At 73.5% G+C, this 10374-nt stretch carries 15 protein-coding genes and 1 pseudogene; 10 read left to right on the top strand and 6 right to left on the bottom strand.

The genetic code is table 11. The annotated features are described in order from the left end of the window. Positions 1-506: pseudogene (locus ACXR2U_RS23300) on the bottom strand (hypothetical protein); the annotation flags it as partial. A 156-nt stretch (positions 507-662) separates the two neighbouring features. Here ACXR2U_RS23300 and ACXR2U_RS23295 point away from each other — a divergent pair. Continuing rightward, a complete protein-coding gene (locus ACXR2U_RS23295) occupies positions 663-1700 on the top strand; it encodes a YihY/virulence factor BrkB family protein (RefSeq protein ID WP_458827483.1) in 1038 nt (345 codons plus the stop codon). Here ACXR2U_RS23295 and ACXR2U_RS23290 read toward each other — a convergent pair. The 4 genes from ACXR2U_RS23290 to ACXR2U_RS23275 are packed head-to-tail and all read right to left on the bottom strand — an operon-like array spanning position 1686 to position 3965. Beyond that, entirely contained in the window at positions 1686-2627 is a 942-nt protein-coding gene (locus tag ACXR2U_RS23290) for a TetR/AcrR family transcriptional regulator (RefSeq protein ID WP_458827482.1), read from the bottom strand. The two genes, ACXR2U_RS23295 and ACXR2U_RS23290, sit on opposite strands and share 15 nt — an antisense overlap. Further along, positions 2624-2932, bottom strand: coding sequence for a PRC-barrel domain-containing protein (locus ACXR2U_RS23285; protein WP_458827481.1), 309 nt, complete (start codon positions 2930-2932; stop codon positions 2624-2626). The genes ACXR2U_RS23290 and ACXR2U_RS23285 overlap by 4 nt, the downstream gene beginning before the upstream one ends. A gap of 56 nt (positions 2933-2988) precedes the next feature. Then, positions 2989-3594, bottom strand: coding sequence for a GAF domain-containing protein (locus ACXR2U_RS23280; protein WP_458827480.1), 606 nt, complete (start codon positions 3592-3594; stop codon positions 2989-2991). Continuing rightward, the gene (locus tag ACXR2U_RS23275; RefSeq protein ID WP_458827479.1) at positions 3591-3965 is read right to left on the bottom strand and encodes an STAS domain-containing protein; all 375 of its coding nucleotides are present in this window, start codon (positions 3963-3965) and stop codon (positions 3591-3593) included. The genes ACXR2U_RS23280 and ACXR2U_RS23275 overlap by 4 nt, the downstream gene beginning before the upstream one ends. Before the next feature lie 246 nt (positions 3966-4211). Between ACXR2U_RS23275 and ACXR2U_RS23270 the strand changes: the two genes are divergently transcribed. The 9 genes from ACXR2U_RS23270 (at position 4212) to rsmA (ending at position 8961) form a co-directional block, all read left to right on the top strand. After that, positions 4212-4385 (top strand): CsbD family protein, encoded by a 174-nt coding sequence (locus tag ACXR2U_RS23270; RefSeq protein WP_458827478.1) that lies wholly within the window; start codon positions 4212-4214, stop codon positions 4383-4385. Positions 4386-4771: 386 nt separating this feature from the next. After that, positions 4772-5248 (top strand): Asp23/Gls24 family envelope stress response protein, encoded by a 477-nt coding sequence (locus tag ACXR2U_RS23265; RefSeq protein ID WP_458827477.1) that lies wholly within the window; start codon positions 4772-4774, stop codon positions 5246-5248. A gap of 81 nt (positions 5249-5329) precedes the next feature. Next, positions 5330-5527: a DUF2273 domain-containing protein gene (locus ACXR2U_RS23260; protein WP_458827476.1), complete on the top strand. Its 198-nt coding sequence runs from the start codon at positions 5330-5332 to the stop codon at positions 5525-5527. Beyond that, a complete protein-coding gene (locus ACXR2U_RS23255) occupies positions 5524-5904 on the top strand; it encodes an Asp23/Gls24 family envelope stress response protein (protein WP_458827475.1) in 381 nt (126 codons plus the stop codon). The genes ACXR2U_RS23260 and ACXR2U_RS23255 overlap by 4 nt, the downstream gene beginning before the upstream one ends. Then, positions 5901-6443, top strand: coding sequence for a DUF6286 domain-containing protein (locus tag ACXR2U_RS23250; RefSeq protein ID WP_458827474.1), 543 nt, complete (start codon positions 5901-5903; stop codon positions 6441-6443). The genes ACXR2U_RS23255 and ACXR2U_RS23250 overlap by 4 nt, the downstream gene beginning before the upstream one ends. Before the next feature lies 1 nt (position 6444). Next, complete coding sequence (locus tag ACXR2U_RS23245) at positions 6445-7044, top strand: hypothetical protein (RefSeq protein WP_458827473.1); 600 nt, start codon at positions 6445-6447, stop codon at positions 7042-7044. A 56-nt stretch (positions 7045-7100) separates the two neighbouring features. Further along, entirely contained in the window at positions 7101-7859 is a 759-nt protein-coding gene (locus ACXR2U_RS23240) for an aquaporin (RefSeq protein WP_458827472.1), read from the top strand. After that, positions 7856-8023, top strand: a complete 168-nt coding sequence (locus tag ACXR2U_RS23235) for a hypothetical protein (protein WP_458827471.1) — start codon at positions 7856-7858, stop codon at positions 8021-8023. Before ACXR2U_RS23240 ends, ACXR2U_RS23235 begins: the two co-directional genes overlap by 4 nt. A gap of 86 nt (positions 8024-8109) precedes the next feature. Beyond that, on the top strand, positions 8110-8961 hold the full coding sequence (gene rsmA, locus ACXR2U_RS23230) for a 16S rRNA (adenine(1518)-N(6)/adenine(1519)-N(6))-dimethyltransferase RsmA (RefSeq protein WP_458827470.1): 852 nt from the start codon (positions 8110-8112) through the stop codon (positions 8959-8961). Positions 8962-8996: 35 nt separating this feature from the next. On the opposite strand, the gene ACXR2U_RS23225 is transcribed toward rsmA, so the two are convergent. Next, positions 8997-10374, bottom strand: a 1378-nt coding sequence (locus ACXR2U_RS23225; protein ID WP_458827469.1) for a MinD/ParA family ATP-binding protein, incomplete at its 5' end; no start/stop codon positions are given.

Below are 10374 nucleotides of genomic sequence, written 5' to 3'. Positions count from 1 at the left end.
TCGGCGGCCCGCTGCGCCGCGGTCGGCTGCAGGCGACCGGCGCCGCCCGCGGCGAACTCGCCGGCGGCGGCGAGCTGCCACTCGGCCCACTCGCGGTGGAAGCTCTCGGCCTCGTGCAGCGCGTCGACGAGCGCGCGTGAGTCGGCGCCCGATCCGTGCGCCGCCTCGGCGACGTGCGCGACGTGCGCGCGGTCGGCGATCGCCCGGACCACGGCGACGTCGGTGAGCAACGCCTGGTCCAGCGGCACGAACGCCGTGGCCGCCGCGGTGACGGCCGCCACCGGCGACCGGCTGCCACGGCCGTCGTCCTCGAGCAGGTCCCCCGCGCGGCCGGTGGCGGCGGCGAGGGCCGACAGCGTCGTGCGCTCTCGGGTGACGAAGTCCTCCAGCTCCCGGGTGACGTCGGCGGTGCCGGCCTGCGGCAGCCGGGCGGCGACGGTGCCGCGGTGGGCGGCGAGCGCCGCGACGAGGGCGGCGACGTGGGGACGGGCGGTGGGCTGGGTCATGACGGACCTCCGTGGTCGGCATCGTGTTTATGCTGTAAACCGATTACCCGGCCGGGTTGCTGCGCAACCCGACGACCTCGTGCATCACACCTGTGGTCTCCGTGGGTGACCCCGTGCGTGAGACGGTGGGGTCCGGGACGACGAGAGGTGACGGACGTGGGTGTGGTCGACCGGCTCGACGGGTTCCAACGACGCCATCCGGGTGTCGGCTACCCGCTCGGGGTGCTCTACAAGTACGTCGACGACGGTGGCGGCTACCTCGCGGCGCTCATCGCCTACTACGCGTTCGTCTCGCTGTTCCCGTTGCTGTTGCTGCTCTCGACCGTCCTGGGCTTCGTGCTCTCGGGCCACCCGGCGCTGCAGGAGCAGGTGCTCGGCTCGGCGCTCGCCCAGTTCCCGGTCGTCGGCGACCAACTCGGTACGCCCAAGGCGATCGGCGGCGGGATCGTCGGTCTGGTGGTCGGCGTCCTCGGTTCGCTCTACGGCGGCCTCGGGGTCGCGCAGGCGCTGCAGCACGCGATGAACACGGCCTGGGCGGTGCCGCGCAACAGCCGACCCAACCCGTTCGCCGCGCGGGGCCGCAGTCTCGTCCTGCTGGCCACCGCCGGGTTGGCGTTGCTCGGGACCACCGTGCTGTCCTCGTTCGGCGCGAGCAGCCTGGGCTCACTGGGTGCGGTCGGCCGCGTGCTGCTGCTGGTCGCGTCGATCGCGATCAACGGCGTGGCCTTCGTGTTCGCCTTCCGGATCGCCACCACCCGCGACGTCACCGTGCGTGACGTCGCCGTCGGCGCGCTGCTCGCGGCGGTGGCCTGGCAGGTGCTGCAGACCGTCGGTGTCACCTACGTCCGCCACGTCGTGAACGGCGCCTCGGCGACCAACGGGGTGTTCGCGTTGGTGCTGGGGTTGTTGGCGTTCCTCTACCTCACCGCAGTGATCGTGGTGTTCTGCATCGAGATCAACGTGGTCCGGGTCGACCGGCTGCACCCCCGCGCGCTGCTCACGCCGTTCACCGACAGCGTCGACCTCACCGAGGGTGACGTGAACGCCTACACCGGGTCGGCCCAGGCCCAGCGCACCAAGGGATTCGAGGAGGTCGAAGTCCACTTCGGGACCCCTCCGCACCGCGCGGAGCCCGAGGAGTCCCCCGAACGCGAGGACGCCGCGACGTCCGAGGGTGGGTCAGGCGCGGCGTAGCGGCGCGACGTCGTCGAGCAGCAGGTCGAGGTCCCGGGCGAAGTCGGCGGCGGCGGTGTCCGCCGAGAGCAGGCCCGCGTTGGCGGCGACGGCCGGGTAGCCGTCGAGGTCGACCACGGCGGTCGACACGAGTGCGGCGACGACCGGCACGTCCGCGGGCGCGCGGACCGCGTCGACCGGCCCGTCCGCGCCGGCGGCGACCTCGCCGATCTGCTCGCCGGCCGCCTGCACCGCCGGCTCGTCGGCGACGGTCCGGGGGCCGGGGTCGGCCTCGAGGATCTCGCTGGCCGACGGCCCGTCGCCACGGCGCATGGCCTTGGCGGCGGCCCCGGCCCGTTCCACCCGCAGCCGGTCGGCGTCGCGCCGGTCGGCGTCGGGGGCCGACGCCCTGCTGGGCGCCGACGCCTCGCTCGGGAAGTCCAGGCCGAGCGCGGCCACCTCGAGCAGCAGGTGCCCGAGCAGGAACGTCGAGAACCGCTTGTAGACCGTGACGGCCGCGGGCGGCGGGAAGTGGTGGTCCTGCAGGCCGCGCAGGAACGCATCGACCCAGGACAGCGACCGGATCGGTGGCCGGATCCAGGGCGCGGCGGTCGGGTGGCTCGACACCAACGGGAACACGCGCGGGTGGGTCAGCGCCATCCGCCGGATGCCGTGGGCCAACCGGTCGAGGTAGTCGCGCCAGTCGTCGTCGTCCTGCCACTGGCTGTCGGGATGGGTGGCGACCTCGGAGACGATGTGGTCGACCACGCCGTCGAGCAGGTCGTGACGGCTGGGGAAGTAGCGGTAGAGCGCCATGGCCTCGACGTCCAGGGACGCGCCGAGCCGGCGCATCGTCAACGAGGCCAGGCCGTCGACGTCGATGAGGGCGATCGCGGCGCGCAGGATGTCGTCCTCGGACAGTCGCCGGTTGCCCCGGGGGGCGCTCACCGCGTCTCCGGCGGGAAGCCGTAGTGGCGGAGCAACGCCTCGGCGAGGTCGGCGGTCACCACCGGCCCGTCGGCGCGCGGGGCCGAGCGCACCTCGTCGGCACGGAACGGGACCACCACCCGGCCCGCGGCGTCGACACTCGCGGCCTGCACGGGGAGCACCGCGCGCCCGCCGCTGGTGAGCTCGAGGTCCAGCCAGCGGGCGGCCCGGCCGTCGGGGTCGACGTGCAGACCGGTCACGGCGCCCAGTTCCCGGCCGTCGGCGTCACGCACCACCGTGCCGAGGAGGCGGTCGTCGTCGGGCACCGTTCTCCTTCACACGTGGGCACCCCGCAGGTCTGCGGCGTGGATCAGACGGTCTCTTACCCGTCGAGAGGTTCGACGCACCGCATCAGCAGGGCGGAGGCGGCGACGGCCATCACCACCAGGGTGCGCCGTTCGGTGCAGGTCAGTGCACGCGGGTGGTGCGCGATCACGCACAGCGCCCCGATCGGGCGGCCGGCGTGGTCGCGCAACGGTGCGGCCGCGTAGAAGCGCACGGGGGCGACCTCGCCGGCGAACACGCTCGGCAACGAGGGGTCCTCACGGGTGTCGGGGACCTCGACGACGTCCCAGCCGTTCGTGGCGCCGTCCGCGCCCGCGTACTCGGCCGTGTGGCGGTCGACCAGCACGCCGCACAGGGTGTCGGACCGGGGCAGGGGCGGGTGGGGCTCGGGGTCGGAGCTGACCAGGACCTGGTGCTCGTCGCCGTCGAACAGGTGGACGCCGGCGTAGTCGACGTCGAGCAGGTCGCACAGGGTCTCGACCAGGACGTCGAGACCCGCGACCGCACCCGCGTCGGGGAGGGCGTGGAAGACGGCCGCGCCGACGCGGCGGTTGACGACGAGTTCGTGCGGGGGAACCACGGGACGTACCTCCGGGGCGGGGTGCGGGATGCCGACCTCGGGTCGGACGAGGATGACGGTCACGTGAGGTGTTCCGCGTCTCGGGGCCGACCCGGATCCTGTCGATCACCGGCCGAGACCGGCACCACGCCGAAGACGGTGTCCAAACCGGTCATGACCAGGAGTTTCCGGACCATCGGACGCGGGTGCGCGATCGTCATCGCGACCTCGGCGTCGTGGCAGGCGCTCCGCATCCGGACCAGCGTGCCGAGGCCGCTGGAGTCGAGGAACGTGACGCCACCCAGGTCCACGACCACGCGCTCGACGCGGGCACCGTCCGTTCCGCCGTGTCCCAGTTCCGCGGCCAGGACCTGGACGGGCTCGTCCCAGGTCGCCGTGTCCAGTGCGCCCTCGACCGTCACCACGAGGTCGGCCCCCTGTCGGACCGCGGTCACCCGCACGGTGCAGCCGGTGTGACCGTGGACGCGCCGGTTCGTGTGCTCGTGTCCACGACGGTCCCCCTTTGTGTGTCGCTCATTTCCCCCACATTTCGGCCGTGTCCCAGGTCACGGGTTTGGCGCGTGACGTTTACAGGGTAAACGGAGTCTGACCAGGTGAGGAGGTCGCCAGCCAGGCGGCCTCGCACCGCGGCCCGACACCAACCGGTGTCGACGCACAACCGGTCCGAGGAGGACATCATCATGAGCGCTCTGGACAACCTGAAGAACAAGGCCGAAGAGGTCGTCGGCGAGGTCAAGGAGAAGGTCGGTGCCGCCACCGACAACAAGGACCTCGAGGCCGAGGGCAAGAAGGACCAGGCGTCGGCGAACGTCAAGGACGCCGGCAGCAAGGTCAAGGACGCCTTCACCAACTGACGTTCCCTCGCGGAGCGGCCGGCGCCGTCGCGCCGGCCGCCCCGGGGACCCCCTCGGGTCCGTGGTTCGTCCTCACCGATCGACCCGTGGTCCGCACAGCCCCGGACTCCGGCTCGCGTCTCGTCGAGCCGGAGCGGGGTCGGCCCCGGCGCTGCCAGCGCCGGTGACGCCCGTCGGCGGTGCTGCACACCCGCCGCCGCCGCACCCGCGGCCCCGGCCGACCGCCTCGCGGTCTTCCCACTCCCTCGTTCGACCCGTTCCCTGCCACGTGCGGTCCACGCAGGTGTCGGGCGTTCCACCCTGCCCGTTTCCACGTTCCTGCTACGTCGACGGCGGGGTTCATCCCGCCTTTCCCATCCTTTTCCACTCTTTCCTGGAGGTCCAGCATGTCCAGCCCGTCCACCACCAGCGCGACGCCTGCCACCCACGCCGCGGGTGACGCCGACCGCAAGCCCGGGACCGACCTGGTCACCGCGCACGGTTCGACCACCATCGCCGACACCGTCGTGGAGAAGATCGCGGGCCTCGCCGCCCGTGAGGTCCGCGGCGTCCACGACCTCGGCGGCGCCGCGTCGCGCGCCTTCGGTGCGGTCCGCGAGCGCATCCCCGGCGCCCGTCGCAGCCTCGGCCAGGGCGTCAGCGTCGAGGTCGGCGAGCGTCAGGCCGCGGTCGACCTCGACCTCATCGTCGAGTACGGCGTGGCCATCGGCGACCTGTCCAAGCAGATCCGCCGCAACGTCATCTCCTCGATCGAGCGCATGACCGCGCTCGAGGTCACCGAGGTCAACATCGCCGTCACCAACGTCTACATCCCGGGCGACGACGACGACGAGGACGAGCAGAAGCCCGCGCGCGTCCAGTAACGCAGCACTCCTCACGCGGGTGCGGCGGCCTCGTCCGCCGCACCCGCGGCCTCCCACCACCACTCTCTGATCGGACTCGTCATGTCATCTCACCCCGGCGCCCTCATCGGTCTGTTCGTCGGTCTCGTCCTCGGTCTCGCCGGCGCCCTCGGCGGCTTCGGTGCCTTCCTGCTCGTGCTGGTCCTCGGCGCCGTCGGTGTCGCGATCGGCGCGGTCCTCGACGGTGACCTCGACCTCGCCGGTCTGCTCGGCAACCGCCGCGACCGGCTCGACCGGTGAACGCGCCGGTCCGGGTCGACGAGCGTCTCCCCGTCGAGCAGCGCGGGACCACCACCCTCGCCGACGCCGTCGTGGAGAAGATCGCCGCCACCGCCGCGACCGAGGTCGACGGCGCGCAGGGCCTCCGCCGTCACCTCGCCGGCCGCGCGGTGGGTTCGCCCGCCGTCCGGGCTGACGTCGACCTCGACGGATCGGTCGCGGCCCTGCGGCTGCAGATCGCCGTCGAGTTCCCGAAGCCTGTGCGCACGGTGACCCGTGACGTCCGCGCCCACGTCGTGGCGCGGGTCCGGGAGCTGTGTGACGTCACCGTCGACCACGTCGACATCACCGTCGCGGCCCTGCCGCGACCCGAGCAGGAGAGCAGGCGGGTGCAGTGAGCGTGCGACCTCCGCGTGGCCGGCGCGGCACCGCTGCGACCATCGCCGCGCTCCTCGGACTGCTGGTCTGCGCCGCAGGCGCGGTCGAGGCGCTGTACCTCGCCACCACCGACGCGACCTGGGGATTCACGTCCTCGTCGCTGTCGGACTTCCTCGGCCGGACCACCCTCGGATCGACCGCGGTGCTGGTCACCGCGATCGTCCTCGCCGTGCTGGGGGTGCTCGCCCTGCTCGCCGGGGTCCTGCCGCCGCACCGCCGGCTGATCGAGCTCGACGGCGACGACGCGACGGTCGCGACCGGGCTGACCCGGCGCAGCCTGCGCCGCACGCTGCGGGCAGCCGCCGAGAGCGTCGACGGGATCGGCGACGCGCCGGTCACCGTCGGTCGACGTCGGGTCGTCGTCAAGGCCAGCACCGCGCTGCGCCACACCGACGGCCTCACCGACCGGGTCGACACGGCCGTCCGCAACCGCCTCGACGACCTGCGCCCGCGCCGTGCGCGCCGGGTCAAGGTCCGCCTCGACCGGAAGGAGAGCTGAGATGCACCAGCGCACCGCACGAGGCAACCGCCTCGGTCTGCTCGTCCTCGGCATCCTGCTGCTGGCCGGCGGTGTCGCGCTGTTCGGCGCCCACCAGGGCTGGTACGGCGCCGGCGGACCCGACACCGCGGTCTACCCCGACTCCGCCGCCTCCTTCGTGGACGACAACAGCGGCTGGCTGTGGCCGGTCGCCGCGGCCGTCGCCATCATCGTCGGCCTGGTGTTCCTGCGCTGGCTGCTCGTGCAGCCGCGCACCGACTCCGTGCGACGCCTCATCGCCGACAGTGACGACGGCGGTGACGGCTCCGACGGTGCCGGGCGCACCACGCTGACCAGCGGTGCGGTCGCCGACGCGGTCGAGGCCGACGTCGAGACCGTCCGTGGCGTGCGCCGGAGCAACGCCACCCTGACCGGCCCGCGTGACGCGCCGTCGCTGTGGCTGTCGGTCACCACCGCCGCCGACGCCGACCTCGGTCGGTTGCGCCAGCACCTCGACACCCAGACGCTGCCCGCGGTGCGGGCGGCACTCGAACAGCCCGACCTGCCCGTCCAGATCACCGTTGCAGTGAGCAACCGTGAAGCCGGCCGGGAAGTGAACTGACCACGTCGTTGCACTGAGCAACGAACCAACTCTCACAGGAAGAAGGAAACACCGTCATGGAAGCCGTCCGCCGCTGTCTGGCCGAGTTCCTCGGCACGGGCTTGTTGGTCATCGGTGGTGTCGGCGTCGCCGTGCTCGCACCCGAGGCCGGCCCGCTCGGCATCGCCCTGGCCTTCGGGCTGACCCTGTTGGTCCTGGCCTACGCCATCGGACCGGTGTCCGGGTGCCACATCAACCCCGCCGTCACCCTCGGCATGACCCTCACGGGTCGGCTGAACCCGGTCGAGGCCGTCGGGTACATCGTGGCGCAGGTGCTCGGCGCCATCGGCGGTACCGCCGTCGTGTACGCCGTCGCGAGCAACCGCGCCGGCTACACCGAGGCGACCGACGGCATCGGCGCCAACGGCTGGGGCGCCGCGTCCAGCGGTGGGTACGGCCAGACCGCGGCGATCATCGTCGAGGTCGTCCTGACCTTCCTGCTCGTCTACACCGTGCTCACCGTCACCGCGAGCACCGTCAACGCCGCCACCGCGGGTCTGCCCATCGGGTTCGCGCTGCTGGTCTGCCACCTGGTCGCCGTGCCGATCGACGGCACCTCGGTCAACCCGGCCCGCAGCATCGGCCCGGCCCTGTTCGCCGGCGGTGACGCCATCTCCCAGCTGTGGGTGTTCCTGGTCTTCCCGCTGATCGGCGCCGTGGCCGCCGCGCTCGTCTTCCGGTTCCTGCCCAAGCCCGTGCTCGGTGGCGCCGACGCCCGACACGAGGACTCGACGGCGACGCCCGCCTCGTCCACTCCCGTGGCGGCGGCCCGGTGAGCGCCAAGCGCAACGCCTTCGTCGCCCTCGGGTGGCTGGTGTGGAAGCTGCTGGCGTTGGTCGGCGTGCCGGTCGCGCGGCGCAAGCTGGAGGAACGCCGGGTCGCGCAGGGGCGCACCCGGCGCCGCGAGGCCGTGACGTCGCTGCTGCGTCGTCGCCGCTGAACCCACCTGTTCCGGCGTCAGCGCCGGGGTCGAGAACACGGCCCCGGCGCTGACGTCTGCCCGGGGTCGGACACCCGGTCGGTAGCGTGCCGGGCGTGACGCTGCTGGGTCCGGGCGAGATCCGCGCCCTCGCGGCCGAGCTGGGCGTACGGCCCAGCAAGACGCGGGGCCAGAACTTCGTCCACGACGCCAACACCGTGCGGCGGATCGTCGCCGCGGCGGACCTGGTCGCGGGGGAGCGGGTGCTCGAGGTCGGCCCCGGCCTCGGGTCGCTGACCCTCGCGTTGGCCGACGCGGGCGCGGACGTCACCGCGATCGAGATCGAACCGGCGTTCGCCGCCCGCCTGCCCCTCACCGCGGCCGAGCGGGGCGTGGGGCCCGACCGCCTGACCGTGGTCGAGGCCGATGCGCTGCAGGTGCGCGAGGTACCCGGCCCGCCGCCCACCGCGGTGGTCGCGAACCTGCCCTACAACGTGGCTGTGCCGATCACCTTGCACCTGCTCGAGGCCGTGCCGACCCTGCGCCACGGGCTGGTGATGGTGCAGGCCGAGGTCGCCGACCGGATGGCCGCCCCGCCCGGCTCGAAGATCTACGGCGTGCCGAGCGTCAAGATCGCCTGGTACGCCGCGGCGCGCCGGGCGGGCACGGTGCCGCGCGGGGTTTTCTGGCCGGTGCCGAACGTCGACTCCGCGCTGGTCGCGTTCGACCGTCGCGACCCCCCGGTCACCACCGCCACCCGGCAGCAGGTCTTCGCGGCCGTCGACGCCGCCTTCGCCCAGCGCCGCAAGACCCTGCGGGCGGCGCTCGCCGGCCTGGCCGGCTCGGCCGCCCGCGCCGAGGACGCGTTGCGCGCCGCGGACATCGACCCCCAGCGTCGCGGCGAGACCCTCGACGTCACCGAGTTCGCCCGCCTCGCCGAAGCCCTCGCCCGCCTCTGACCCCGCCGCGAGGGCGACGGACGGGGTGGTGCGGGTCAGGAGCGGGGGCGCCCGGTGGCGGCGAGCTGGCGCTGGTCGCGGTCGTAGAGGGTCTGGGTGATGGCGGCGGCGACGCCGGTCCACGCCCGCTTCGACGCCTCCGACAACTCGTCCCACCGGATCGGGCCGCCCTCGGCGATGTGCGGGTCGTACGGCACCTCGACCACCGCGCGGGTGCGGGCGCCGAAGTGCTTGACCAGCTCGCTCTGCACGACCTGGTCGACGGTCGGCTCGGCCGCGGTGAGCACGGTGATGGCGTCGCGCGCCAGTTCGTCGCGCCCGGTCTGGGCCAGGTGGTCCAGCACCCAGGACCCCGAGTAGCCGACGTCACGCTGGTAGGTCGACACCACGACGATCTGGTCGGCGTGGTCCACCGCCGCCTGCCAGTTCGTGGACCGGACGTTGTTGCCCGTGTCGATGATGATCATGCGGTAGAAGCGCTGCAGCACCTTGTGGATGCGCTTGAACTCGACCTCGCCGATCTGCGCCATGTTGCCGGGGTTGTCGTCGGAGACCAACGCGTCGAACTGGGCGTCGCCCTGCGCGCGCATGTAGTAGCCGAGGTCGCCGACCCGGGCCTCGGACCGCTCGAACTCGTCGAGCCGGCCGAGCAGGTCCCACGCGGTGGTGCGCTGGTTGTCGTCGTTGGTGGTGCGGACCGCGAGCGTGCCGCGGGTCTCGTTGTTGTCCCAGCCGACGATGTAGCCGCCCCGGCGGACCCCGAGGGCCGACGAGACGCAGATCGTGGTGGGGGTCTTGCCCGCGCCGCCCTTCGGCTGGATGACGACGACCGTCATCGGCCGGGAGAAGCCGCGCTGGGCGTTGAGTCGCGCCTGCCGGTCGGCCAGTTCGGCCTGCGACGGCCGCGGCTTGTAGAGGCCCCCGGACATCCGGGCGAGCCGACCGCGGAAGCCCCACGTCGCGGGCTTCTCCAGCGTGCGGGGCCGCGTGCTCACCAGCAGGTCCTCGGGCCGCGGCATGACGGGCGGCGGCGGAGTGCCGCCGGCCGCGTGGACCGGGCCTCCACCGGCGTTGGGCCAGCCGGCCGGGGCGCCACCGTTCGGGCCGCCGGCGAATCCCTGCTGGGCGTCGGCGGGCGGTGCACCCCAGCCGGACGCCGCACCGGGGTCGGAGCCGTTGGGCGGCGTGGCCGGGGCGTCGGGCAGGGGTGCCGCGGCGAGTCGGGCCGCGTACTGCGGCACGTCGGACATCGACTCCGGCAGTTCCGGCTGCGGCGGCCGGGGCGTGGGCGGGGCCTCGGCCGGCGTGTAGACCTCTGCGGGCGACAGCGGCGGGGCCTGCTGCGGCGGGGCCGGCTGCGGCGGGGCCGACTGCGGCGGGACTTGCTGCGGCGGGACCCGCTGGCCCGACGGC

It is taken from the genome of Jatrophihabitans sp. YIM 134969 (assembly GCF_054456675.1).
Note: the sequence above shows the minus strand (reverse complement) of the source record. Positions and strands in the feature narration are given on the sequence as shown.

Excerpts from the sequence above, each read along its gene's own strand:
- ACXR2U_RS23270 (WP_458827478.1), top strand. The coding sequence starts at position 4,212 with ATGAGCGCTCTGGACAACCTGAAGAACAAGGCCGAAGAGGTCGTCGGC.
- ACXR2U_RS23265 (WP_458827477.1), top strand. The coding sequence starts at position 4,772 with ATGTCCAGCCCGTCCACCACCAGCGCGACGCCTGCCACCCACGCCGCG.
- ACXR2U_RS23260 (WP_458827476.1), top strand. The coding sequence starts at position 5,330 with ATGTCATCTCACCCCGGCGCCCTCATCGGTCTGTTCGTCGGTCTCGTC.
- ACXR2U_RS23245 (WP_458827473.1), top strand. The coding sequence starts at position 6,445 with ATGCACCAGCGCACCGCACGAGGCAACCGCCTCGGTCTGCTCGTCCTC.
- ACXR2U_RS23240 (WP_458827472.1), top strand. The coding sequence starts at position 7,101 with ATGGAAGCCGTCCGCCGCTGTCTGGCCGAGTTCCTCGGCACGGGCTTG.